Below are 23,561 nucleotides of genomic sequence, written 5' to 3' on the forward strand. Positions count from 1 at the left end.
CGGTTCTCGCGGGGCCCGCCACCGTGGCGGCGTCGTCGTGCTCCGCCCACAGCTTAGGCTGGATCCCGACACGGCCGGTGAGGACGCACCCGGCCACCCGGAGGGAGCAGGCACGTGCCCAAGTCGAAGGTGCGCAAGAAGTCCGTCTACACCCCGCCCGAGGGCGTGCTGCAGGCGCGCTCGGCGGCCCAGGCCCGCCTGGCCCAGCCCAGCCCGCGCTGGTACGTCGCGCTCATGGTGGCGCTGATGCTGGTCGGCCTGCTGTGGATCGTCGTCTACTACGTGGCCGGCGACGAGATCCCGTTCATGGTGTCGCTGAACGCCTGGAACTTCGCCATCGGCTTCGGCCTGATGATCGGCGGCCTGATCATGTCGATGCGCTGGCGCTGAAGAACCTCGGCCGGAGGCCCTCGTCCCACCCGGGACGGGGGCCTTCGTCGTTCCCCGGTTCTTGTGCACAGCCGGCCACCGCCGTCCACAGGTCGACATGGCGCCCTGCCCCCAGGGTTATCCACCGGATGTGGAGGGACGGGACCGCCCCGTAACAGCCTGACCTGCGCGGATGCCGGGGATGGGACGCGTGTGACGGATCGTCCATCGGCGTAACTACACCTGTGTGAGTCTGTCCCCAGCTGTGCATGCAGCTGTGGACGAGTCGACTTGTCCGCCGGTGCGCAACGGTGACCCCAGGCCCGCCATACCCCGCTTGACCTGCGACGACACCTCCGAAGGCAGCTGGGGACGACGCAGCCCCCGGCGCCGCGCGGGCGCCGGGGGCTGCGGGGCCGCGGTCAGCGCGACCGCGGGGAGCGGATCAGGCGTCGATCAGCTCGAGGATGGTGGCGTTGGCCATGCCGCCGCCCTCGCACATCGTCTGCAGGCCGTAGCGGGTACCGGTGTTGCGCATCCGGTGGATCATCGTGGTCATCAGACGGGCACCGGAGCCACCGAGGGGGTGGCCCAGGGCGATCGCGCCGCCGTGCGGGTTGAGCTTGTCCGCGTCGGCGCCGATGTCGGCCAGCCAGGCCATCGGCACCGGGGCGAAGGCTTCGTTGACCTCGTAGACGCCGATGTCGTCGATCGACAGGCCCGAGCGCTCGAGCACCTTCTTCGTGGCCGGGATCGGCGCGGTCAGCATGATGACCGGGTCGTCGCCGGCCATGACCGTGGTGTGGATGCGCACCAGCGGGGTGAGGCCGAGCTCGCGGGCCTTCTCGCTGGTGGTGATCAGCAGGGCCGCCGAGCCGTCGGAGATCTGGCTGGCGTTGCCGGCGCTGATGACGCCGCCCTCCTTGAAGGGGGTCTTCAGCGAGCCGAGCTTCTCCAGCGTCCCGCCGGGGCGGATGCCCTCGTCGGCGCTGACGACGCCCTCCGGGGTGGTGACGGGGGCGATCTCCTCCTCGAAGGCACCGTCGGCCTGCGCCTTGGCGGCCTTCTCGTGCGAGGCGAGGGAGAACTCGTCGAGCTGCGTGCGGGAGAAGCCCCAGCGCTCGGCGATCATCTCCGCACCCAGGCCCTGGTTGATCGGCACGCCCTTGTAGCGCTCGCCGAAGCGCGGGCCCATCGGACGGCCGGCGCCGGTGGCCGGGTTGCTGGCCGAGCCCATGGGGACGCGGCTCATCATCTCCACGCCGCCGGCGACGACGACGTCGGCCTGGCCGCTGATGACCGTGGCCGCGCCGAACGCGACCGCCTGCTGCGACGAGCCGCACTGGCGGTCGACGGTGGTGCCGGGGACCTGCTCGGGCCAGCCGGCGGCCAGCGCAGCGCTGCGGGCGATGTTGAAGGTCTGCTCGCCGACCTGGCTGACGCACCCCCAGATGACGTCCTCGATGACGGCCGGGTCGATGCCGGCGCGCTCGACCAGGTTCTCGAGCACGTGGGCGGAGAGGTCGACGGCGTGCACGCCCGACAGCCCTCCGCCCCGCTTGCCCACCGGCGTGCGTACGGCGGCACAGATGACGGCATCCCGCATGGAACTGCTCCTCAACGACGGTTCGGCGCGGCCGAACGGTCCGCCCTGACCGTCATCGTATGACCTGGGCCTCTCCTGACAAGGTCTCCCCGTGACCTGGACCACCCGGACGACCGAAACCGCGGCCGCGGCGGTGCTCGGCGCGCTGCTGGCTGCGGGCGCCGTCGCCGTCGACGACGCCCCCGGCCGGCTGCTGCTGGCCATCGCGGCGGTGATGCTGTTGGGCGTGGCCGCGCGCGACGTGCTGCAGCGCCCGCGGCTGTCCGCCGGCCCCGACGGCGTGCGGGTGCGCCGGCTCGCCGGCGGGCTGCACCTGCCGTGGCGCCGGCTGCACGTGGGGGTCCGCGAGACCCCCCGGCTGGGCCTGCGCAGCGTCACCCTGGAGCTCGACACCGCCGCCGACCCGGACGACGAGGGGGTGCTCGTCGTCCTGGGCCGCCGCGACCTGGGCGCCGATCCGCGGGCCGTGGCCCGGCAGCTGCGGGAGCTGGACCCGAGCGGCTAGAGGTCCACGACGGTCAGCGTCGGCACCGTCAGCGACACGACGAGCAGCACGAGGGCCAGCAGGACGAGGGCTGGGACCTGCACCGAGCGGCGGCGCCGGGTCAGCACGAGCACGCCGCCGGCCAGCGCACCGGCCAGCAGCCCGCCGAGGTGGCCGAGCAGCGAGATGCCGGGCAGGAAGCTGATGAAGACGTTGATCGCCAGCAGCGTGAGCAGGCCACGGACGTCCTGGCGGGCGGACAGCATCAGCACGCCGAGCGCGCCGAGCAGCCCGTAGATCGCGGCCGAGGCACCGGCGACGACGACCCGCGGGTCGCCGAGCAGCTGGATGGCGACCGCCCCCCCGAGCGCGGAGGCCAGGTAGACGGCCAGGTAGCGCGCCCGGCCCAGCTGCCGCTCCAGCTCCGAGCCGAACAGCAGCAGAGCGAGCATGTTGAAGGCCAGGTGCACCGGGCCGATGTGCAGGAAGGCCGCGGTGAGCACCCGCCACCACTCGTCGAGGACGTGCACACCGGCGGGCCACTGGGCCAGGTCGACGAAGACCGGCGACCGGTGGTTGTCGGCCGGGCTATTGCCGACCGAGAACGCCGAGAACGCGGTGACCACGAACATCGCGACGTTGAGGGCGATCAGCCCCAGGGTGACGAACCCCCAGCGGCGACCGGCGGCCTTCAGCCCGCCCGAGCGCACCGTGCGGACCGACGCGTTCCCGGCCGCGACGCACTCGGGGCACTGGAAACCGACGGAGGCCGGGATCATGCACTCCGGGCAGATCGGCCGCCCGCACCGCGTGCAGGAGATGCCGGTGGGCCGGTCCGGGTGCCGGTAGCACGTGGCGGGCGGGGGCGCCGGCTGGTCGACCGAGCCGGCGCCCCCGTCGTCCGGGGTGGTGCTCAGCTGCGCTGCACCTCGACGGACTGGATGACGACGTCGTCCACCGGCTTGTCACCGCGGGCGGTGGGGACGGCGGCGATCGCGTCCACGACGTCACGGCTGGCCTGGTCGGCCACCTCGCCGAAGATCGTGTGCTTGCGGTTCAGGTGCGGCGTCGGGCCGACGGTGATGAAGAACTGGGACCCGTTGGTGCCCGGGCCCGCGTTGGCCATCGCCAGCAGGTAGGGGCGGTCGAAGGCGAGCTCCGGGTGGAACTCGTCGCCGAACTGGTAGCCGGGGCCGCCGAAGCCCTGCCCGAGCGGGTCGCCACCCTGGATCATGAAGCCGGAGATGACCCGGTGGAAGATCGTGCCGTCGTAGAGCTTGTCGGTGGTCTTCTGGCGGGTCTCGGGGTGCGTCCACTCGCGGGCGCCCTCGGCCAGGTCGGCGAAGTTCGCGACCGTCTTCGGAGCGTGGTCGGGGAACAGGTCCACGGTGATGTCGCCGTGGTTGGTGTGCAGGACCGCGCGGCGGGCGGAAGTCGATTCAGTCACCCCTCCACTCTCCCACCGCGCGGCCCGGTGCGGCCCGCCGGGGCGGGGTGCTCACATCCGCAGCACCATGGCGACGTCGAGGTTGCGGAACCCCGCCTCGCCCTCGGTGACCTCCTGCATCTGCTTGGCGAAGTCGGTCGTGACGGGGTGCTCGGAGTTGCGCATCGCGGAGGCGTGGTCCGGGAAGGCGACCACCTCGACGTAGGTGTTCGGGCGGTCCCGGTCGGCGGCGACGATGCCCCACTGCGCGGTCGTCTCCGCCCCCATGCGCTCGCGCCACAGCTCGGTGAGCTGGCGGAAGCCGCCGAGGTCGGCGGCGTGGAACTCGATGAGCTGCAGGAACGCGCCGTCGTCCACCCCGAGGGGGTTCTCGTCCCGCATCGCCTCGCGCAACCCGCTGCGCAGCTCGTCCCCGTCGGTGTGCCCGTGCACGGCGACGGCGTGGGCCGCCGCCAGCTCGAGCACCTCGTGCTCCTCACCGCTGATCGTCACCGTGCAGTCGATCTCGCTCGGTATCGACCGGCAGTCGATCGTCTTCCGTGCCACAGCTCCTCCTCGGTGCCGGGCCGACCCACCGGCGCGCGGGCCGGTCGCTGCCGACCGTGGCCCCGGCGGGCTCCGGCGTCCAGGGACCGAGGACCCGCCGTTCCACGTGGAACCGGGCGCGCGGTGCCGGTGATCAGCTCCCGGAACAGGCGGCCTGCAGCCCACCGTGGTGCGCCAGGACCAGCGGCGCACCGGTGCACACCGTGCTGCGCCCGGGCTCCAGGGCCGACGCGGCGCCGCCCTCGGCCGGCGACCGCGCGGCGAGCAGCGCCTCGAGCAGGCCGGGACCGGAGACGCGGTCCACCCGGGTGTCGTCCGGGTCGAGATCGTTCAGCGTGGCGGCGTAGCGGTAGGCCTCCTCGCGGCCCATGACGTCGTCGACGAGGCCGAGCTGGACCGCCGTCCGGCCGTCGAAGAGGTAGGCGCCCAGCTGGTCGACGACGGTCTCCGCCGGGATGCCGCGCGCCTCGGACACCCACGCCACGAACTCCGCGTACTCGCTGTCCAGCCCGGCGCCCAGGACGGCGCGCTCCTCGTCGGTCATGTCGCGGTAGGGGTTGCCCAGGTCCTTGCCGCGACCGCGCGAGAGGTACTCCTCCGTGATGCCGCCCTCGGTCTCGACGCCCGGCTCCAGCAGCGAGCCCGGGATCCCGGTGACGTCACGGAACCGCTGGAACGGGCCCATGATGACGCCGATGCTGCCGACCATGCTGCCGTGGTCGGCGACGATCTGGTCCGCACCGGCCATGGCGTAGACGCCGCCCGAGGCGGAGAGGCCCTGCACGTGGGCGAGCACCTGGTGGCCGGTCCGCTCCTGGTAGCGCTGGACGGCGTCGGCGATGGCGCGGGAGCCGTAGATCGTCCCGCCGGGGGTGTTCAGCTCGAGGACGAGGCCGTCGGCGTCCTCGGCGTCCAGGCCGTCGATGACGTCGGCCACCTCGTAGCCGTAGGTGGCGCCGCCGAAGGTCGCACCGTCGCTCTCGTCGCCCAGGATCACGCCGGTGATCGGCACGGAGAGCAGCCGCGCGCCGGCGGTCGTCTCGCCCCACACGGTCTCGGTCACCGGCTCGCTGTCGCCCGTCCCGCCGCCACCGGACACCAGGCCGGCGAGGAGGGCCACCAGGACGACGATCGAACCGATGCCGACCACGGACAGACCGATCCCAGCGCCCAGGCTGGCCCCGAGGCCCAGGCCGAAACCGCGCTTGAAGAACCCGGGCTGCCGCACGGGCGGGACGGGGAACGGCTGCCAGCCGGGCGGCGGCGCCGTCGGGTACGGCGGTGGGCCGGCAGGCCGGGACGGCCGGACGCCCGGGGGCTGCGGTCCGGCGGCCGACTGCGGCGGTCCGGCGGGGGGCTGCTGCTCGGTGCTCACGTCGGGTCCTCCGGGGTCGCGGTACGAGGCGCGACGGTACTGCCCGGATCACCGGTGGAACGGCGCCGCACCGGTGGCGAGGAGTGGAGACGAGGGGAATCGAACCCCTAACCCCCGCCTTGCAAAGGCGGTGCTCTGCCAATTGAGCTACGTCCCCGACGGGGCCGGGGCCCCGGGGTGGATCAGCGTGCGGTGGGGGTGCTGACGGCCTGGGGGCCGCTGGTGGCCTCGCGCCAGAGATCGGCCTCGACCTTGCCGTTCGAGCGCTTCCGCACGGCGGCCACCGCACCGACGGCCGCGGCGACCAGCGCCAGCTTCTTCAGCACGCTGTCGTCCCCCTCGGGCGCTCGGTGCACCGACTCGATGCCGACGGCGCCCGGAGGCGCCGGCACACGGGTGGGCCTGGGAGGACTTGAACCTCCGGCCTCATCCTTATCAGGGATGCGCTCTAACCGCCTGAGCTACAGGCCCGTGAACCTCGACCAGCGTACCTGTCCCCACGGACGGCCTGACGACTGGGGTCCTGTCGTCAATCCCGCTCGGACAGGGTGAGCTCCAGGCCACCGACGAGGTCGGAGCACATGTTGTAGATGAACGTCCCCACGGTGCACAGCGCGGTGAGCAGCACGATGTTGATCGCGCCGATGATCGCCGCGCCGCCGAAGACGACGCCGGGGGTGAGCACCTCGCTCGCCTCCTCGGCACCGTTCTCCGAGCCGAGCTGGCCGAAGAGCTCGTTGAGGGTGTCGAAGACGCCGAGGCCGTTGAGCACCCCGTAGAGCACGCCGACGGCGACCATCCAGATGAAGAACAGCGCGATCGACAGGACCAGCGAGATCTTCAGCGCCGACCAGGTGTCGATGTGCCGCAGCTGGAGCCGGGCCCGGCGCGGGCCCCGGCCCGCGGTGCGCCCGCGGCCCTTGGCGGCGACGGTGGGCCCGCCCGACGGTGCGGCGGCCGGCGTCGAACCGGTCGCCGGCGGGACGGGGGGCGCGACGGTCCGCTGCGTGCCGGTCGTCGGGATCGCCTGGGTGCCGGTCGCCGGCGCCTGAGCAGGTGCCTGGGCGGGCGCTTGGGCGGCGGCGGTGCCGGTGGTGGGGATCGCCTGCGTGCCCGTGGTCGGGATCGCCTGCGTGCCCGTGGTCGGGATGGCCTGCGTGCCCGTGGACGGCACCGCCTGACCCTGCGGGGTGGCGGTGGCGCCCTGCCCCCCGACGGCGCTCGCGCCGTCAGGGGTTGCGCCGGTGGCGCCGTCGGCGGGAGCCTCACCTGCAGCCGGAGCGGCCCCGGTGCGGACCGAACCCTGCGGCCGGTCGCTCATGCCAGTCTCCCGTTCGCCAGCGGCACGGACCGCTCCTCCGCGATGGTCCCCGGGACGGGCCCGTGCACGCCCGGGGACCGATCAGCTCGTCAGTTCCCGCCAGCCTAGGCCGACGGCTCGTCGTTGTCCGTCGTACGGGCGATCGCCACGATCGACACGTCCTCCGGCAAGTTCATGAGCTTGACGCCCATGGTCGCCCGGTCCTTGTTGTGCCGCACGCCGTTGACCGGCGTCCGGATGACGCCGCCGCCGGAGGTGATGGCGTAGAGCTCGTCGCCCAGGGTCACGGCCAGGGCGCCGACCAGCGCACCCTTGCGCGCCTTCGGGTCGGCGGTGAGCACGCCCTTCCCGCCGCGGCCCTGGTTCGGGTAGTTCTCGATGCCGGTGCGCTTGGCGTAGCCGCGCTCGGTGGCCACGAGGACGTCGACGCCCTCCTGCACCACGATCATGGACAGCAGCCGGTCGTCCGCGGACAGTGAGATGCCCCGCACGCCCTCGGTCGCCCGGCCCATGGGGCGCAGCGCGGCGTCGTCGGCCGTGAACCGGATCGACATCGCCTTGCGGGTGACCAGCAGCAGGTCGGAGTCGTCGTCGATGAGCGAGGCGCCGACCAGCTCGTCGCCCTCGCGCAGGTTGATGGCGATGACGCCGCCCTGGCGGGGGGAGTCGAAGTCGGTCAGCCGGGTCTTCTTCACCTGGCCGCGGGCCGTCGACAGGACCAGGTACGGCGCGACCGTGTAGTCCTTGATCTGCATGACCTGGGCGATCTTCTCGTCCGGCTGGAAGGCCAGGATGTTCGCCACGTGCTGCCCGCGGGCGGTGCGGTTGGCCTCCGGCAGCTCGTAGGCCTTGGACCGGTAGACCCGGCCCTTGTTCGTGAAGAACAGGATCCAGTCGTGGGTGGAGCCCACGAAGAAGTGGTCGACGATGTCGTCCTGCTTGAGCTGGGCCCCCATCACGCCCTTGCCGCCGCGGCGCTGCGAGCGGTAGAGGTCGCTCTTGGTCCGCTTGGCGTACCCGGTGCGGGTGATGGTGACGACGACCTCCTCCTCCGCGATGAGGTCCTCCATCGACACGTCGCCCTCGTTCGCGACGAACTGCGTGCGGCGGTCGTCGCCGTACTTCGCCACGATCTCGGCGAGCTCGTCGCGGACGATCTGCCGCTGGCGCTCCGGGGAGTCGAGGATCGCCTGCAGGTCGGCGATGCGGGCCTCGATCTCGGCCAGCTCGTCCATGATCCGCTGGCGCTCGAGGGCGGCCAGCCGGCGCAGCTGCAGGTCCAGGATCGCGACGGCCTGGACCTCGTCGACGTCGAGCAGCTCCATCAGGCCCGAGCGCGCCTCGTCGGCCGAGGGGCTGCGGCGGATGAGGGCGATGACCTCGTCGAGCTGGTCGAGGGCCTTGGCGTAGCCGCGCAGGATGTGCGCGCGCTCCTCGGCCTTGCGCAGCCGGTACCGGGTGCGCCGCTGGATGACCTCGATCTGGTGGTTGACCCAGTTGCGCACCAGCTCGTCCAGCCGCAGCGTGCGCGGCACGCCGTCGACGATGGAGAGCATGTTGCAGCCGAACGACGTCTGCAGCTGCGTGTGCTTGTAGAGGTTGTTCAGCACCACCTTGGCCACGGCGTCGCGGCGCAGCGTGATGACCAGCCGGCGGCCGACGCGGTCGCTGGACTCGTCGGCGATCTCGCTGATGCCCTGGAGGCGACCCTCCTTGACCAGCTCGGCGATGTTCTCGGCCAGGTTGTCCGGGTTGACCTGGTAGGGCAGCTCGGTGACGACGAGCTGCACGCGGCCGCGCGAGTCCTCCTCGACGGTGACGACGGCGCGCATGCGCACCGAGCCGCGGCCGGTGCGGTAGGCGTCCTCGATGCCCTCGCGGCCGACGATGAGGCCGTGGGTCGGGAAGTCCGGGCCCTTGATCCGCTCCATGCAGGCGGTCAGGGCCTCCTCGGCCTCCGCCGTCGGGTGGTCGAGCATCCAGAAGACGGCCTCGGCCACCTCGCGCAGGTTGTGCGGCGGCATGTTGGTGGCCATGCCGACGGCGATCCCGGCGGAGCCGTTGATCAGCAGGTTCGGGATGCGCGCGGGCAGGACCACGGGCTCCTGCGTGCGGCCGTCGTAGTTGCCCTGGAAGTCGACGGTCTCCTCGTCGATCCCGGCGAGCATCTCCATGGCCAGCGGCGTGAGCCGGCACTCGGTGTACCGCATGGCCGCGGCCGGGTCGTTGCCCGGCGACCCGAAGTTGCCCTGGCCGTCGATCAGCGGGTAGCGCATCGACCACGGCTGGGCGAGGCGCACGAGGGCGTCGTAGATCGCCGAGTCGCCGTGGGGGTGGTAGTTGCCCATCACCTCCGCGACCGGGCGGGCGCACTTCACGTACCCGCGGTCGGGGCGGAAGCCCTGGTCGTACATGGCGAACAGCACGCGGCGGTGCACCGGCTTGAGGCCGTCGCGGACCTCCGGCAGGGCGCGGCCCACGATGACGCTCATCGCGTAGTCGATGTAGCTGCGCTGCATCTCCTGCTGGAGATCGACCGCTTCGACGCGGTCGCGGCTCGGGGTTTCCGTCACGGTTCAGTTCCTCGGTGCTCGGTACAGCGGTGGGGATGTCCGCGGATGGCCGCGGGCGGGGGCGGCCCTCAGACGTCGAGGAAGCGGACGTCCTTGGCGTTGCGGGTGATGAAGCTGCGGCGGGCCTCGACGTCCTCGCCCATGAGGATGCTGAAGATCTCGTCGGCCGCGGCGGCGTCCTCGAGGGTGACCTGCCGCAGGATGCGGGTCTCCGGGTTCATCGTGGTCTCCCACAGCTCGCTGGCGTTCATCTCGCCGAGACCCTTGAACCGCTGGATCATCTCGTCCTTGATCTTGCGGCCGCTCTCGACGCCGGCCTTGACGACGGCGTCGCGCTCGCGGTCGCTGTAGGCGTACTCGTCGCCGACCTTGCCACCCCACTTGATCTTGTACAGCGGGGGCTTGGCCAGGTACACGTACTGCCCCTCGACCAGCGGCCGCATGAAGCGGAACAGCAGCGTGAGCAGCAGCGTGCTGATGTGCTGGCCGTCGACGTCGGCGTCCGCCATCAGGACGATCTTGTGGTAGCGGAGCTTGGTGATGTCGAACTCGTCGTGGATGCCCGTGCCGAAGGCGGTGATCATCGACTGGACCTCGGTGTTCTTGAGGACCCGGTCGATGCGCGCCTTCTCGACGTTGATGATCTTGCCGCGGATGGGCAGGATCGCCTGGTACATCGAGTCGCGGCCGGACTTGGCCGAACCACCGGCCGAGTCGCCCTCGACGATGTAGACCTCGGAGTTGCGCGGGTCGGTGGAGCGGCAGTCGGCCAGCTTGCCGGGCAGGCCGCTGACCGAGAGCAGGCTCTTCCGGGCCAGCTTGCGGGCGTCCTGCGCCGCGCGCCGGGCGCGGGCGGCCGAGGCCGCCTTGGTGATGATGGTCTTGGCCTCGGTCGGGTTGGACTCGAACCAGTGCCCGATCTGCTCGTTGCAGATCTTCTGCACGAAGCCCTTGACCTCGGTGTTGCCCAGCTTGGTCTTGGTCTGGCCCTCGAACTGCGGGTCACCGAGCTTGACCGAGACGATCGCGGCCAGGCCCTCGCGGATGTCGTCGCCGGTGAGCTTCTCGTCCTTCTCCTTGAGCAGCTTCTTCTCGACGGCGTACCGGTTGACGATCGAGGTCAGCGCCGCGCGGAAGCCCTCCTCGTGGGTGCCGCCCTCGTGGGTGTTGATCACGTTGGCGAAGGTGTGCACCGACTCGGAGTAGGCGTCGGACCACTGCATCGCGATGTCGACCGACATGGCCATGTCGTTCTTGCCGGTGCCCTCGGCGGAGAACCCGATGACCGACTTGTGGATCGGCGTCCGCCGCTTGTTGATGTGGCCGACGTAGTCGACCAGGCCGCCGTCGTACCGGTAGGTGACCTCGGTGGGCTCGAACGCGGCCTCCTCGGCCTCGACCGGCGCCGCGGCCTCGGCCAGCGACTCCTCGCCCACGCCGGTCTCGACCTTGGTGTGCCCGGGGCGCTCGTCGCGCAGCACGATCGTCAGCCCGGCGTTGAGGAAGGCCATCTCCTGCAGCCGGCGGTTGATCGTGTCGAAGGAGTAGGTCGTCGTCTCGAAGATGCCGCCGTCGGCCCAGAAGGTGATCTGGCTGCCGCGCTTGTCGGTCGGGCCGACCTCGACCAGGGGACCGGGCTTGGCCTCGGTGTACTCCTGGTGCCACTCCTTGCCGTGCGTCCAGACCCGGACGTCGAGCCGGGTGGACAACGCGTTGACGACGGTGACGCCGACGCCGTGCAGACCGCCGGAGACGCCGTAGCTCTTGCCGTCGAACTTCCCGCCCGCGTGCAGGACGGTCATGATCACCTCGACGGTGGGCCGCTTCTCCACCGGGTGCATGTCGACCGGGATGCCACGGCCGTTGTCCTCGACGCGGACGCCGCCGTCGGCCAGCAGGGTGACGCGGACGGTGTCGCAGTAGCCGGCCAGCGCCTCGTCGACGGCGTTGTCCACGACCTCCCACACCATGTGGTGCAGGCCGCGCTCGCCGGTGGAACCGATGTACATACCGGGGCGCTTCCGGACCGCCTCGAGGCCTTCGAGGACGGTGATGGAGCTGCCGGAGTAGGCGTTCTCGGTCTGCGGTGCTGCGACCACGGGGGGCCTTTCGTTCGCGCGACCGGCACGCGGCTCCCCCGGTGCTGGCGGGGAGGACGCGCAGAACGGCACTGGCCCCTCAGGGGCGCAGGACGACGCTGAGCCGGTTGCTGGCGGTTTCTCCCTCCGAGGATACCGGGTCCACCGACAGGAATGCCGTCGTCCACGCCCTGACGTCGTGTCTGCCGCCCTCGCGACGCCCGCACCACCACCGGTGCTGCCCCTGCTATCGACACGGCGTCCTCGGGCGGCTCACGGGCGGCCGCTGCCGGGACGCCCGCCGCCGCGCTCAGTTCCGGGGCCCGGAAGGGCGCTCGCCGGTGAGGTTCCGCGGGTCCAACGAGGGCGTCGTCCCGCCCGTCCGGCGGTTCACCAGCACCGTGACCAGCCACAGGACGACGCCGATCGCCAGCAGGATCCCGGCGATCCGGTACTGCTCCGCCGGCCGCCCCGCCCACGGCGTGGCCAGGAACCCGCAGGCCAGCGCACCGACGACCGGCAGCACGGTCGGCGTCCGGAAGTGGTCGGCGTCCACCGGGTCCCGCCGGAGGACCAGCACGGCCACGTTGACCACGGTGAACACCACGAGCAGGAGCAGTGCGGTCGTGCCGCCCAGCGCGGGCACCGCGCCGACGAAGGTGATGAGGCCGAAGGCCAGCGCGGTGGTGAACAGGATCGCCGTCGTCGGCGTGCGGCGGCGCGGGTGCACCCGGCCGAGCAGCGGCGGCAGCACGCGCTCGCGGCTCAGGCCGTAGACCAGCCGGCTGGCCATCAGCATGTTGATCAGCGCGGAGTTGGCGACGGCGAACATGGTGATGACGCCGAACAGGCCGAGCGGGAAGCCCGGGGCACCGGCCTCGACCACCTGCAGCAGCGGGGTGTCGCCCTCGCTGAGCCGGTCCGCCGGCACGAGCGCGATCGCCGAGATGGACACCAGGACGTAGATGACGCCGGTGGCCACCAGCCCGGCGAGCAGCACCCGCGGGAAGATCCGCCGCGGCTCCTTGCACTCCTCGGCCATGTTCACCGAGTCCTCGAAGCCCACCATCGCGAAGAAGGCCAGGCCGGTCGCGGCGATGACCCCGCCGATCACCGAGCGCTCGCCGGTGTCGAACTCCGTCACGCGGGAGAAGTCGCCGTCGCCGCCGCCGAGGGCCCAGACGCCGACGCCGATGACGATGAGCAGGCCGGTGAGCTCGACGCAGGTGAGGACGACGTTGGCCTTGACGCTCTCGCCGACGCCGCGGTGGTTGACCAGCGCCACGAGCGACATGAAGCCCAGCCCGATCAGCGTGATGCCCACGCCGTCGCCCAGGTCGAGCTCGAAGGTGCTGGCGAAGTTGGCGCTGAAGGCGCGCGCCGCGGTCGACGCCGAGGTGATGCCCGAGCTCATCACCGCGAACGCGACGACGAACGTCAGGAAGTGCACGCCGAAGGCCTTGTGCGTGTACAGCGCGGCGCCCGCGGCCTGCGGGTACTTCGTCACCAGCTCCAGGTAGCTGAAGGCGGTGACCAGGGCGACGAGGAAGGCGACCAGGAACGGCAGCCAGACCACGCCGCCCACCTCCGCGGCGACCTGCCCGGTGAGCGCGTAGATCCCGGTGCCCAGGACGTCGCCGACGATGAACAGCAGCAGCAGGCCCGGGCCCATGACCCGCTTGAGCGCCGGCTGGCCCCCGGGGCGTTCCTCGGTCTCGGTCGCGTCGGACATCCCGTGCCTCCCCGGCGTCGCCGGACCGCGCGGCCGGCTTCCGGTGATCATGCGGCCGGGGCGGTGCGCTGTCGAACCGGCGGCGGACGGGGGTCGGCCGGACACTCGGGGGGTGCCGACCACCGACCAGCACGTGGACGAACGGACCCGCACCACCACCGCCGCGCCGGCGGCCGTGTGGCGGGTGGTGGAGGGGATCGGCGGCGAGCGCGGCTGGCACTCCGCGACGCCGGCCTGGCAGGCGCGCGGCCTGCTCGACCGCGCGGTGGGTGGGGAGGGCATGCGCCGCGGCCGCCGGGACCCCGACCGGCTCCGCGCCGGCGACCCGGTGGACTTCTGGCGGGTGGAGGCGGTCGAGCCCGACCGGTCGCTGCGGCTGCGCGCCGAGATGCGGATGCCCGGCACGGCCCGGCTCGAGTTCCACGTGGAACACGACGGCGACGGCGGGGCTGTGCTGCGCCAGCGGGTCACGTTCACCCCGCGCGGGCGGATCGGGACCGCCTACTGGTGGGCGTCGACGGCCTGCGGCCACGGCCTCGTCTTCCGCGCGATGGCCGACGGCATCGTCCGGGCCGCCGAGCGCGGTTGACGCCGTCCTCGCTCACCGCAGCGGGATCACACCAGCAGCTGGGCGGTGGCGAGCTCCCGGTAGAGCGGGCTGCTGTCGACCAGCTCGGCGTGGGTCCCGCGGGCGACCACCCGGCCCTGGTCGAGCACCACGATCTGGTCGCTGTCGAGCACCGTGGACAGCCGGTGGGCGACGACGAGCAGCGCCCGGTCCGACGCGGCGGCTGCCAGGGTCTCGCGGAGCAGGCCCTCGTTGCGGGCGTCGAGGCTGGCGGTCGGCTCGTCGAGGAGCAGCAGGTCGGGGCGGGCCAGCAGGGACCGCGCGATGGCCAGCCGCTGCCGCTCGCCACCGGAGAGCAGCACGCCCTCGTCGCCCACGAGGACGTCCAGGCCGCGCGGTGAGCGGCGGACGACGTCGGTCAGCCCGACGTCGGCCAGCACCGCCCACAGCTCCGGATCGGTCACGTCCGGCCGGGTGAGCAGGAGGTTCTCGCGCACCGTCCCGGCCAGCACCGGGGCCTCCTGCTCGACGTAGCCCAGGCGGGCGCGCAGCGCGGCGCGCGGCAGCTCGCGGACGTCGGTGCCGGCCCAGCGCAGCGTGCCGCCGCCGAGCGGGTAGAAGCCCTCGATCAGGGCCAGGATCGTGGACTTGCCCGCCCCCGAGGGCCCCACCAGCGCCACCCGGCTGCCGGCGGCCACCTCGAAGGAGACGCCGTGCAGGACCGGCGTCCCGTCGGGGTAGCCGAAGGAGACGTCCTCGAGCGCCAGCAGCGGTGCGCCGGCGCGGGCGGCGCCCGTGCCGGCCCGCTCCGGGCGCTCGTCCTCCTCGGGCGAAAGCGCCAGGATCTCCTGGATCCGCGCCAGGGCGCCCAGGCCGGTCTGCAGCTGGGTCCACGCCGCGATCGCGTGCCCCAGGGGCATGACCAGCAGGAACAGGTAGAGGATGAACGCGACCAGCGAGGCGACGCTGATCGAGCCGTTGGCGACGCGGTAGCCACCGACGCCGAGCACCGCCAGGAACGCGCCCTGGACGGCGATCGACCCGGCCGGGGCGACCATCGACTCCAGCCGGGCCACCCGCACCCCGGCCTCGAACGCCCGCCGGGCGCTGCCGCCCACCGCCGCCACCTCGCGGCCGGTCGCGCCGCTGGCGCGGATGGTGCGCACGGCCGAGAGCGCCCGCTCGACGGCCGCGGTCATCGCCCCGACCTGCTCCTGCGCCTCGCGGGACAGCCGGCGCACGCCGCGCGAGGCGAGCACCGCCACGGTGATGCCGACGCCGACCGCGACCAGGGTGACCAGCAGCAGCCAGACGTCCACGAGCGCCATCGCCACCACCGCGCCGACGCCCAGGACCGCCGAACCCGCGACGTCGACGACGCCGGAGGTGACCGTCGCGCGCAGCAGCGTGGTGTCCGCGCCCACCCGGGACATGAGGTCGCCGGTCCGCCGCCGGTCGTACTCGGCCACCGGCAGCCGCAGCAGCCGGTCGGCCAGCAGCTCCCGGGTGGTCAGGACGACGCCCTCGGCGGTGCGCTGGAGCAGGTACTGCTGGAACGCGCCCAGCGCGGCGGCCGCCAGCAGCACGACCACGAGCACCGAGACCGCCGGCAGCAGCGGTTCGCCCGACCCGACGACGTCGATGACCCGGGCGACCAGCGCGGGCTGCGCGAGCGCGCCGCCCGCTGCGACCAGCGACAGCCCGGCCGCCGCGGCCAGCGCGCGGCGGTGCGGCTTCAGCAGCGGCAGCAGGTCGCGCGGGCCGGCCGCGGGCGGAGCGGGGACCGGGGTCGTCGTGGGAGCCGGGGTCGTGGGAGCCGGGTCGGGCCGGCCGGACGCGCTCAGCGGAGGGGCCCGGTCAGTACCCGGCGGCGAGCGCGCCGACGAGCGCGGTGAGCAGCCGGGTGTGGTGCTCGATGAGCTCCGGCCGGTGGCCGTCCGGACGGATCGCCGCCAGCCAGCCGCCGGTGGTCCAGAACTCGTCGCCGTCGTCGCTGCCGAGCAGCAGCCGCCGCACCTCGGCGTCGGCCGCCAGCCGGCGGACCTGCGGGCCGTCCTCGGCGGCCAGCAGCTGCCAGCGGCGGTCGAAGTCGGGGTCCTCCGACGGGATCTGCACCATCCCGCCGATGCCGTGCTTCCACAGCCGGGCCGGCGACAGCCGCAGCGCCGGCGGCGTGCCGAGCAGAGGGGCCGCGGTGATCGCGTACTCGGGCACCAGGTAGCGGCCCGAGGCGTAGACGGCGTCGAGCGCCACCAGGTCCAGGGTGCCCGCGCGGCCCCGCAGCACGCTGCCGGGCCGGTGGTCCTTGGACATCCGGACCGGCGCGGAGCTCACCAGCTCCTGCAGGGCGGCGTCCTCGGGGGCGGTGCCGTCGGAGATCGTCCACCCGCGCTGCAGCGCCCAGCCCTGGGCGCCCACCACGTCGCCCCGGTAGGTGAACGCGCGCTCCATCTCCGGGTCCTGCCGGCGGCGCCCGCCGAACAGGCCCCGGCGTTCGGGAACCGGCGGTGCCTGCGCCGGCGCCGGCTGGGGCGGCGCCCACGACGGGTCGACACCGGAGCCGCCCCGCGCCGGGTCCGGCCCGGGCCGGTCGGGGGCGGGCCGGTCGGGCTCGGCGGCCGGCAGGTCCCAGCCCGCCGGGCGCCAGGTCTCCGGGTCGCTGGTGTGGTCGCTGTCGCGCGGCCGGCTGCGGCGGTCGGCGATGTTCGGCTCGTCCGGCGCCGGCTGGTCCTCACCGAGGTGGGCCGGCTCCTGCCAGCCGCGGCCGGTGCCGTCGTCGTCGCCGTCGCGGCCCTGAGGCGTGCTCATCGCTGCCCTTCCATCGTGGTGCGGTCTATCCGTAGGTGTCCCGCGGCCCCCGACCGCGCACCGAGCGCGGGCCCTTCTTCCAGCTGGGGGCCGTCGGCCCTATAACGCGCAACCGGGTCACGACGTCCCCGCCGACGCCGGCGCGCAGCTTGCCGAGGATGGTCGAGGCCATCAACGTCAGCTGGGTGGCCCAGGCGGTGGACTCCGCCACGATGAGCAGCTCGCCCTCGGTGAGCGTCCGGGGCTCGCAGTGCGCGGCGATGTCGGGGCCGACCAGGGCCTCCCACCGGCCGAAGACGGCGCCGGTCCGCGTGCGCTCGGACCAGTCCTGCTGGCTGACCAGCGAGTCGACCAGCCGGCCCAGCGGCTGCGGGTCGTCGGCACCGGGTCCCGGGCCGCTCCAGCTGCGCTTCGGCCCGGCGATCCGCCGCCGGGTCGGCCGCGGCCGGGCGGCGGACGCGGCGCGCGCTGCCTCCAGCGCGGCCCGGGCGATGTCGCTCGGCCGGGCGGGTCGCTCGTCGCTCACGCCACCTCCCCGGGATCCAGCACGCGCACGGTGCCGGCGCCGACCTCGACCCGTCCGCCGCGCAGCTCGGCGGGCACGTCCTCCAGCACCGCGGCGGTGATCAGGGTCTGCTCGGCCGAGCGTGCCACCTCGGCGAGGGCCGCACGGCGCTCGGCGTCCAGGGTCGCGAAGACGTCGTCGAGGACCAGGATCGGGTCCTCGCCGTCGGCGCGCAGCAGCGCGAAGGTGGCGAGCTTCAGGCCGAGCGCCAGCGACCAGGACTCGCCGTGGCTGGCGAACCCCTTGGCCGGCGCAGGGCCCAGGTGGATGACCAGGTCGTCGCGGTGCGGCCCGACCAGCGTCATGCCGCGGTCGAGCTCGTCGCCCCGGCGCTCGGCGACCCGCTCACGCATGGCCGCGGTCAGCTCGTCGGCCGTCGGCAGGACCGCACCCGGGAGCAGCGCGGCGCCGTCGCCGGCCAGCGGGACGGTCGAGGAGTAGCCCAGCCCTGCGGCGAGCGCGCCGCCGCCGGCCACCCGCGCGTAGGCCTCGGCCAGCTGCGGCGCGAGGTCGGCGGCCAGGCCGAGGCGGGCGGCCAGGAGCTGGCCGCCGAGGTCGGTCAGGTGCCCGTCCCAGACGTCGAGGGTCTCGATCGCGCGACCGCGGGCCATCCGCGCCGTCTTCAGCAGCGCGTTGCGCTGCTTGAGCACGCGGTCGTAGTCGGCGCGGACGCCGGCCAGCCGGGGGGTGCGGCTGACCAGCAGCTCGTCGAGGAACCGCCGCCGCTCGGTCGGGTCGCCGCGCACCAGAGCGAGGTCCTCCGGCGCGAACAGCACGGTGCGCACCATCCCCAGCAGGTCCCGGGGCCGCTGCAGCGGCGCCCGGTTCACCCGCACCCGGTTGGCCCGGCCCGGGTTGATCTCGATCTCGACCAGCAGCTCGCGATCGCCGCGGCGCAGCGCCGCGCGCACGACCGCCTGGCCGTCGCCGTGCCGGACCAGCGGGGTGTCGCTGGAGACGCGGTGGCTGCTCATCGTGGCCAGGTAGCCGACGGCCTCCACGAGGTTGGTCTTGCCCTCGCCGTTGCGCCCGACCAGCACGGTCGGGCCGGGGGCCAGCGGCAGGTCCACGCGTTCCCAGCTCCGGAAGGAGCCGACCTGGAGGTGCCGGACGTACATGTCCTCAGCTCAGGCGGGGCGCTCGGCCTCGGACTGCTGCACCGCGCGGACGGCGTGGCCACCGAACTGGTTGCGCAGCGCGGCGACCGCCTTCATGGTCGGCGAGTCGTCCTGGCGCGAGGAGAAGCGGGCGAACAGCGAGGCGGCGATCGTCGGCATGGGGACGGCGTTCTCGATCGCCTGCTCGACGGTCCAGCGGCCCTCGCCGGAGTCCTCGGCGTAGCCGCGCACCCGCTCCAGCGACGGGTCCTCCTCCAGCGCCCGCACCAGCAGGTCGAGCAGCCAGGAGCGGATGACCGTGCCCTGCGTCCAGGACTTGATGACGCCGGGGACGTCCTCGATGAGGTCGACCGCCTCGAGCAGCTCGTAGCCCTCGCCGTAGGCCTGCATCAGGGCGTACTCGATGCCGTTGTGGACCATCTTGCTGAAGTGCCCGGCACCCACCGGCCCGGCGTGCACGAAGCCGGCGTCGCCGGGCAGCGGTTGGCCGGACTCGTCCGTGGGCGCCGGCGGCTTGAGCGCGTCGAAGACCGGCTGGACCTTGGCGACGTCCTCGGGGGTGCCGCCGACCATCAGCGCGTAGCCGTTCTCCAGCCCCCACACCCCGCCGGAGACGCCGGCGTCGACGTAGCCGATGCCCTTCTCGCGGCACAGCACGTCGTGCACCTGGTCGTCGGTGTACTTGGAGTTGCCGCCGTCGACGATGACGTCGCCCGGCTCGAGCAGCTCGGCGAGCTCCTTGACCGTTCCGCGGGTCGGCTCGCCCGAGGGCACCATCACCCACACCACGCGGGGTGCGGACAGCGCCTCGACCAGGGCCGGGAGGCTGTCGACGTCGCGCTTGCCCGGTGACCGGTCGTACCCGACGACCTCGTGGCCGGCGCGGCGGATGCGCTCCGCCATGTTGCCGCCCATCTTGCCCAGCCCGATCAGCCCCAGCTGCACGACGGCCCCTCTTCCCTAGCTGTGTGGTGGTTCCCCATCGTGCCCGACGGGCGCTATCCGGGCAGGCGGACCGGCATGATCAGGTACCGGTAGCTGCCCGGTCGGGGCGCGGGGGCGTCGTCGCCCTCGGCCGGCTCGTGGACGCCGGACAGCACGGCGGGCTTGAGCGGGCTGGTGAAGTCCATCCGCGCCCGCTCGGTGTGCACCGCGGCCAGCCCGTCGAGCAGGAACGTCGGGTTGAAGCCGATGGTCAGCGGCTCGCCGTCGAACTCGACGTCGCAACGCTCCTCGGCCTGGCCTTCGTCGTCGGTCCCGCCGGCGCGCAGCGTGACCTGCCCGGGGGTGAACTCGCAGCGCAGCGGCGTCCCGCGCTCGGCGACCAGTGCGACGCGCTTGGCGGCGTCGGTGAACAGGCCGACCGGCAGCGTGGCGCTGGCGGCGGACTCGCTGGGCATGATCGCGCGGTACTTGACGAACTCGGCGTCGAGCAGCCGGGTGGTGGTCTGCCGGTCCTTGCCCGAGAGACCGAGGATGCCCTCGCCGGAGCTGCCCGAGGACAGGGACACGGTGATCTCCGGCCCGCTGGTCAGGGTCTTGGCGGCGTCGGCCAGCGTGCGGGCCGGCACCAGGACGGCGGCGGACTGCCCGGAGCTGTCGGGGCGCCAGGCGAACTCCCGCACCGCCAGCCGGTAGCGGTCGGTCGCGGCGAGGGTGATCTGGTCGCCCTCGATCTCCAGCCGGACGCCGGTGAGCATCGGCAGGGTGTCGTCGCGGCCGGCGGCCACGGCCACCTGGCTGACCGCCTCGGCGAAGACGTCGCTGTCCACCACACCGGCCGACGACGGCATCGACGGCAGCGAGGGGTAGTCCTCGACCGGCAGCGTCGGCAGGCTGAAACGGGCGTTGCCGCAGGTGATGGCCAGACGCGGGCCGTCGGCGGTGATGTCCACCGGGTGCGGCGGGAGGGCCCGGGTGATCTCGGCGAGCAGCCGGCCCGGGACGAGGACGCGGCCGCTCTCGGTCGCCTGCACGTCGGCCTCGGCGCGCGCGGACACCTCGTAGTCGAAGCCGGACACGGACAACTGGCTGCCGTCGACCTCGAGCAGGATGCCGGCGAGCACGGGCACCGACGGTCGCGGCGGCAGGCTGCGCGCCGTCCACGCGACGGTGTCGGCGAGCACCTCTCGTGCCACCCGGAACTTCATCTGTCGACCCACCCGATCTGTTTCGCGGTCACGGTGCCCCGCGCGCCGGGGGCGGGCCCCTGCGCCGGTGCGGTGCTCATCGTGCCTGCTGGGGTGCCTCCGGGGGAAACCCTGTCCCCTCACGGGTGCTCGACCTGCTGCTCTGCTGCTGCTGGAAGAGCTCCGCGAGGGCCTGCCCAGCGGAGCGTCCCCACCCTGAATGTGGTTCGAGAAATTCTGGGTAGAAGTCCCTCATCCTCGTCATCACACGTGTGGAAGCTGGGGATCGGGCCCCTTTCAGCAGGTCAGCGGCCGGATGGGGCTGTTGGCGCGATGTGGGTGGTCACCGTCCCGCTGTTGTCGACACGTGGACAACTCGACCGCCGTGCACAGCGACCGCCCTCCGTCCACGACCACTCCCCTGCCCGTCCCCTGCCCGTCCCCATGCCGTGTGCACGACGGCCGGCAGGCTCCCGCCACTACCGAGCGCCTGAATCGGGTCGTGTGATGGAACAGCAGGTCAGCGGCCTGTGCCCGCCTGATCGTGCGCCGCGGCGGCGCGGGCGGCTGGTCGTCGCGGACCGGCTCCGGCACGGATCTCCCCAACCTGTGCACATGTCTGGGGACAACTTCTCGACGTGTCGACGGGATGGACGGTGGATGACCGCGCTCTGACGCTCCCGACCAGGGATTCCGCTGTCCACCGGGTTCCGCACAGCTGTGGACAGCGACATGTCGACCCGCTCCCGGTGGTCACCTGACGACGGCGCAACCCGGCGCGCCGGACGACCTCGACCTCGCGGTGCGACAGTCCCCCTCGCCGTCGACCGCGCACCTCGCTGCACTCCCGTGAGGGTCGCCTGGGAACGGCACGTGGCCGCGGGGCGGTCCGGAGGACCGCAGACATCACTGCCGGGCGCGGCTCTTGATGCGCGCGGTCAGCTCGGTGACCTGGGTGTAGGTGGCCCGCCGCTCGCTCATCAGGTTGGTGATCTTCTTGACGGCGTGCATGACCGTGGTGTGGTCCTTGCCGCCGAACGAGGCACCGATGCGGGGCAGCGAGAGCTCGGTGAGCTCGCGGCAGAGGTACATCGCGATCTGCCGGGCGTTGACCAGCGTGCGGCTGCGGTTGGAGCCCTGCAGCTCCTCCATCGTCACGGAGAAGTACTCGGCGGTCGCGGCCATGATGATCGCGGCGGTGATCTGCGGGCCCTGCTCGTCGCTGATCAGGTCCTTGAGCACCAGCTCGGCCAGCGGCAGGTCCACCTGCTGCTTGTTGAGCGACGCGAACGCGGTGACCCGGATGAGGGCGCCCTCGAGCTCGCGGATGTTGGTCTGCACCTTGCTGGCGATGAACTCCAGCACCTGGTCGGGCACCTGGAGCCGCTCGCCCCACGCCTTCTTGCGCAGGATGGCGATGCGGGTCTCGAGGTCGGGCGCCTGGACGTCGGTGATGAGGCCCCACTCGAACCGGGTGCGCAGCCGGTCCTCCAGGGTCGTCAGCTTCTTCGGCGCGCGGTCGGAGGTGATGACGATCTGCTTGCTGGCGTTGTGCAGCGTGTTGAAGGTGTGGAAGAACTCCTCCTGCGTGCGCTCGGCCCGCTCGAGGAACTGGATGTCGTCGATCAGCAGGAAGTCGATGTCCCGGTAGCGACGGCGGAAGTCCTCGGCCCGGCCGGAGTGCACCAGGTTGATGAACTCGTTGGTGAACTCCTCGGTGCTCACGTAGCGCACCCGCACGTTGGGGAACATCCGGGCGGCGTAGTGGCCGATGGCGTGCAGCAGGTGGGTCTTGCCCAGCCCGGACTCCCCGTAGATGAACAGCGGGTTGTAGGCGCGGGCAGGCGCCTCGGCGACGGCGACGGCTGCGGCGTGGGCGAACCGGTTGCTGTTGCCGATGACGAAGCTGTCGAAGACGTACTTCGCGTTCAGGCCGGGGTCCAGCCCGGCGGGCCGGCTGGTCTCCGGGCGGCGGCCGCGGGCGGCCCCGCCGCGCGCGCTCCGCTGGTCGGCATCGGGTGCGGCGACGTCGAAGGGCAGGACGTCGGCCGAGGGTCCGTCCTCGGCCCCGCCCCAGTCGCGGGCACCGGGGCCGTTGTCGGCCGGGCCCCAGGGAGTGGTGCTCCAGTCCTCGGGGGCGCCGCGGTCGACCGGCGGCCGGTTGCCGTCGAGCGGGCGCAGCTCGCGCACCTCGGGCACCCGCCCGGCAGGCTCCTCGCCGGCGTCGCGGTCCCACGGCGCGGTGCCGACGACGTCGGCCCGCACGCCGAACGCGCTGCGGCCGTCGTCGGCGCGGTCGCGGGTCGCCTGGTCCTCGGCGGCCCGACGGGCCTCGAGCTCGGCCGACGACCACGGACGGCGGACGGGCTCGGGCTCGTCCGGCTCCTCGGCCTGCGCCGGGGCGTCCTCGAGCTGGATCGCCACCCGGATGTCGCGGCCGAACTGCTCGGACAGCGCCTCGGCCAGCACCCGGCGCATCCGCGACTCGAGCACGGTCTGGGTGAACTCGTTGGGGGCCGCGAGCACCGCGGTGTCCTCGACCAGGCCCAGGGGGCGGGTCAGGTTCAGCATGGCGTTCTGCTGCGGGGAGAGGCTGGTGGCCAGCCGCTCCCGGATCTGGTCCCAGACCGTCGCCAGGTCCAGCGTGGCGTCCGCCATGCCGTCGTCCTCCCCATGCCGTCGACCCCGAGCGGCCGGTTCCCTCGATCGCCGTGCCCCGCCGGCGGTGTGCCTGCCGGGTCCTGTGGTGCGTTCCCGGGCGGGCACGTGTGGACGCTCGTGTTCCACACGGGTGTCCACAGGCTGTGCACGACCGGTGACCATGCCACCGGAGCCGGCGACC

The 23,561-nt window shown here is 73.1% G+C and carries 20 protein-coding genes and 2 tRNA genes; 3 read left to right on the forward strand and 19 right to left on the reverse strand.

Features of this window, described 5'->3' with window-relative positions:
- Nucleotides 1-114 precede the first annotated feature (114 nt).
- The gene (gene crgA, locus ACI79H_RS12540) at nucleotides 115-390 is read left to right on the forward strand and encodes a cell division protein CrgA (protein ID WP_456554729.1); all 276 of its coding nucleotides are present in this window, start codon (nucleotides 115-117) and stop codon (nucleotides 388-390) included.
- 424 nt (nucleotides 391-814) lie between these two features.
- Here the strand turns inward: crgA and ACI79H_RS12545 are convergent, their stop codons facing one another.
- A complete protein-coding gene (locus ACI79H_RS12545; protein ID WP_456554730.1) occupies nucleotides 815-1,975 on the reverse strand; it encodes a thiolase family protein in 1,161 nt (386 codons plus the stop codon).
- Nucleotides 1,976-2,066: 91 nt separating this feature from the next.
- Here ACI79H_RS12545 and ACI79H_RS12550 point away from each other — a divergent pair, with 91 nt between their 5' ends.
- Complete coding sequence (locus tag ACI79H_RS12550) at nucleotides 2,067-2,480, forward strand: PH domain-containing protein (RefSeq protein WP_456554731.1); 414 nt, start codon at nucleotides 2,067-2,069, stop codon at nucleotides 2,478-2,480.
- Here ACI79H_RS12550 and ACI79H_RS12555 read toward each other — a convergent pair.
- The 11 genes from ACI79H_RS12555 to ACI79H_RS12605 all read right to left on the reverse strand — a co-directional run bounded on the left by ACI79H_RS12555 (nucleotide 2,477) and on the right by ACI79H_RS12605 (nucleotide 13,531).
- The gene (locus tag ACI79H_RS12555) at nucleotides 2,477-3,238 is read right to left on the reverse strand and encodes a rhomboid family intramembrane serine protease (RefSeq protein WP_456554732.1); all 762 of its coding nucleotides are present in this window, start codon (nucleotides 3,236-3,238) and stop codon (nucleotides 2,477-2,479) included. The two genes, ACI79H_RS12550 and ACI79H_RS12555, sit on opposite strands and share 4 nt — an antisense overlap.
- Before the next feature lie 134 nt (nucleotides 3,239-3,372).
- The gene (locus tag ACI79H_RS12560; RefSeq protein WP_456554733.1) at nucleotides 3,373-3,906 is read right to left on the reverse strand and encodes a peptidylprolyl isomerase; all 534 of its coding nucleotides are present in this window, start codon (nucleotides 3,904-3,906) and stop codon (nucleotides 3,373-3,375) included.
- Nucleotides 3,907-3,957: 51 nt separating this feature from the next.
- Nucleotides 3,958-4,452, reverse strand: a complete 495-nt coding sequence (locus ACI79H_RS12565) for a DUF1059 domain-containing protein (protein ID WP_456554734.1) — start codon at nucleotides 4,450-4,452, stop codon at nucleotides 3,958-3,960.
- A gap of 133 nt (nucleotides 4,453-4,585) precedes the next feature.
- Nucleotides 4,586-5,827, reverse strand: a complete 1,242-nt coding sequence (locus ACI79H_RS12570; protein WP_456554735.1) for a S49 family peptidase — start codon at nucleotides 5,825-5,827, stop codon at nucleotides 4,586-4,588.
- Between the two features lie 84 nt (nucleotides 5,828-5,911).
- A tRNA-Ala gene (locus tag ACI79H_RS12575) sits at nucleotides 5,912-5,984 on the reverse strand.
- 25 nt (nucleotides 5,985-6,009) lie between these two features.
- Nucleotides 6,010-6,219: a DLW-39 family protein gene (locus tag ACI79H_RS12580; RefSeq protein WP_456554736.1), complete on the reverse strand. Its 210-nt coding sequence runs from the start codon at nucleotides 6,217-6,219 to the stop codon at nucleotides 6,010-6,012.
- A gap of 5 nt (nucleotides 6,220-6,224) precedes the next feature.
- Nucleotides 6,225-6,298 (reverse strand) — tRNA-Ile (locus ACI79H_RS12585).
- Between the two features lie 58 nt (nucleotides 6,299-6,356).
- Nucleotides 6,357-7,148, reverse strand: a complete 792-nt coding sequence (locus tag ACI79H_RS12590; RefSeq protein WP_456554737.1) for a DUF3566 domain-containing protein — start codon at nucleotides 7,146-7,148, stop codon at nucleotides 6,357-6,359.
- Between the two features lie 104 nt (nucleotides 7,149-7,252).
- On the reverse strand, nucleotides 7,253-9,721 hold the full coding sequence (gene gyrA / locus ACI79H_RS12595) for a DNA gyrase subunit A (protein ID WP_456554738.1): 2,469 nt from the start codon (nucleotides 9,719-9,721) through the stop codon (nucleotides 7,253-7,255).
- Between the two features lie 68 nt (nucleotides 9,722-9,789).
- A complete protein-coding gene (gene gyrB / locus ACI79H_RS12600; protein WP_456554739.1) occupies nucleotides 9,790-11,820 on the reverse strand; it encodes a DNA topoisomerase (ATP-hydrolyzing) subunit B in 2,031 nt (676 codons plus the stop codon).
- A 289-nt stretch (nucleotides 11,821-12,109) separates the two neighbouring features.
- Nucleotides 12,110-13,531: an APC family permease gene (locus tag ACI79H_RS12605; RefSeq protein WP_456554740.1), complete on the reverse strand. Its 1,422-nt coding sequence runs from the start codon at nucleotides 13,529-13,531 to the stop codon at nucleotides 12,110-12,112.
- A 112-nt stretch (nucleotides 13,532-13,643) separates the two neighbouring features.
- Here ACI79H_RS12605 and ACI79H_RS12610 point away from each other — a divergent pair, with 112 nt between their 5' ends.
- Nucleotides 13,644-14,120 (forward strand): DUF2867 domain-containing protein, encoded by a 477-nt coding sequence (locus ACI79H_RS12610; protein WP_456554741.1) that lies wholly within the window; start codon nucleotides 13,644-13,646, stop codon nucleotides 14,118-14,120.
- Nucleotides 14,121-14,146: 26 nt separating this feature from the next.
- Here ACI79H_RS12610 and ACI79H_RS12615 read toward each other — a convergent pair whose 3' ends face one another.
- From ACI79H_RS12615 to dnaA, 7 genes are all read right to left on the reverse strand, one after another.
- Entirely contained in the window at nucleotides 14,147-15,850 is a 1,704-nt protein-coding gene (locus tag ACI79H_RS12615) for an ABC transporter ATP-binding protein (protein ID WP_456554928.1), read from the reverse strand.
- A 106-nt stretch (nucleotides 15,851-15,956) separates the two neighbouring features.
- Entirely contained in the window at nucleotides 15,957-16,907 is a 951-nt protein-coding gene (locus ACI79H_RS12620) for a hypothetical protein (RefSeq protein WP_456554742.1), read from the reverse strand.
- A gap of 25 nt (nucleotides 16,908-16,932) precedes the next feature.
- The gene (locus tag ACI79H_RS12625; protein WP_456554743.1) at nucleotides 16,933-17,433 is read right to left on the reverse strand and encodes a DUF721 domain-containing protein; all 501 of its coding nucleotides are present in this window, start codon (nucleotides 17,431-17,433) and stop codon (nucleotides 16,933-16,935) included.
- Nucleotides 17,430-18,590, reverse strand: a complete 1,161-nt coding sequence (gene recF, locus ACI79H_RS12630) for a DNA replication/repair protein RecF (protein WP_456554744.1) — start codon at nucleotides 18,588-18,590, stop codon at nucleotides 17,430-17,432. The genes ACI79H_RS12625 and recF overlap by 4 nt, the downstream gene beginning before the upstream one ends.
- A gap of 9 nt (nucleotides 18,591-18,599) precedes the next feature.
- Nucleotides 18,600-19,535 (reverse strand): phosphogluconate dehydrogenase (NAD(+)-dependent, decarboxylating), encoded by a 936-nt coding sequence (gene gnd / locus ACI79H_RS12635; protein WP_456554745.1) that lies wholly within the window; start codon nucleotides 19,533-19,535, stop codon nucleotides 18,600-18,602.
- Nucleotides 19,536-19,588: 53 nt separating this feature from the next.
- Nucleotides 19,589-20,752 (reverse strand): DNA polymerase III subunit beta, encoded by a 1,164-nt coding sequence (gene dnaN / locus ACI79H_RS12640; RefSeq protein ID WP_456554746.1) that lies wholly within the window; start codon nucleotides 20,750-20,752, stop codon nucleotides 19,589-19,591.
- An 873-nt stretch (nucleotides 20,753-21,625) separates the two neighbouring features.
- Nucleotides 21,626-23,377: a chromosomal replication initiator protein DnaA gene (gene dnaA / locus ACI79H_RS12645; RefSeq protein ID WP_456554747.1), complete on the reverse strand. Its 1,752-nt coding sequence runs from the start codon at nucleotides 23,375-23,377 to the stop codon at nucleotides 21,626-21,628.
- Nucleotides 23,378-23,561 lie beyond the last annotated feature (184 nt).

The sequence above is a fragment of the Blastococcus sp. SYSU D01042 genome (assembly GCF_054050515.1).